This window comes from Sphingobium lactosutens DS20, from assembly GCF_000445105.1.
In the GTDB taxonomy this organism is placed as follows: Bacteria; Pseudomonadota; Alphaproteobacteria; order Sphingomonadales; family Sphingomonadaceae; genus Sphingobium; species Sphingobium lactosutens.
In genome coordinates, this window is the sequence record NZ_ATDP01000027.1 from 1 (window position 1) to 683 (window position 683).

Annotated in this window: 1 protein-coding gene; it reads left to right on the plus strand. The window is 58.4% G+C overall.

Features of this window, described 5'->3' with window-relative positions; all coding sequences use genetic code 11:
* Positions 1-365, plus strand: a 365-nt coding sequence (locus RLDS_RS29455; protein WP_021224269.1) for a type II toxin-antitoxin system prevent-host-death family antitoxin, incomplete at its 5' end; no start/stop codon positions are given.
* Between the last annotated feature and the right edge of the window lie 318 nt (positions 366-683).

Here is a 683-nt window from a genome sequence, read left to right on the forward strand (position 1 = left end):
CTAAAATTGCCATATTTGGTATATGCCGATTATTCCGCCTGGACCGTGCCATGAATGCGGAAACCTTGCGGTCGACAACGAAGAAGAAAGTTCCGCGGACGGCCTTCCACAATCATACCGGTCAATATCCGGATATCAGCCAGCGAGAACCAATCACCGTCACAAAACATGGGCGTCCAGACATCACTATTGTCGAGGCCGCCTATTTCGAACGGCTCGCCGCTGGACAGATTCTTGCGGTGTTCGATCTTAACGCCGCCGATGCCGATCAAATGCCCGACGCGCATCGGGATCTTTTCGAGGCCGCGAAGCCCTCCGCCGAAGAAATAGGACAGGACGTTTGGAACGATGACGCCGCTCCTTAAGGTCGGCGACATCCTCCACTGTGTCTATCTCTTCACCCGTGACCAGTAGGCCGGTCGGGACGAGGGCATCAAGACACGTCCAGTCATTGTGATCGCTGTGCAGAGTCAGCGCGCTTTCACGGCCGCGATCGCCACGAAGAGCGACAAGGCGGGCCAGGAGCTGGCCATTCCCGACGCCGTTGGCGATCCCGCCGGCTCGCGCACGGCACGTCAGTGGTCATCGACCAGTATAATCATTTCACCTGGCTCGGCTTCGATATCCGCCCCGTTACAGCCGAACCTTCCCGGTTCCCATCCGGCGGCCGTGACAGTCCCCAC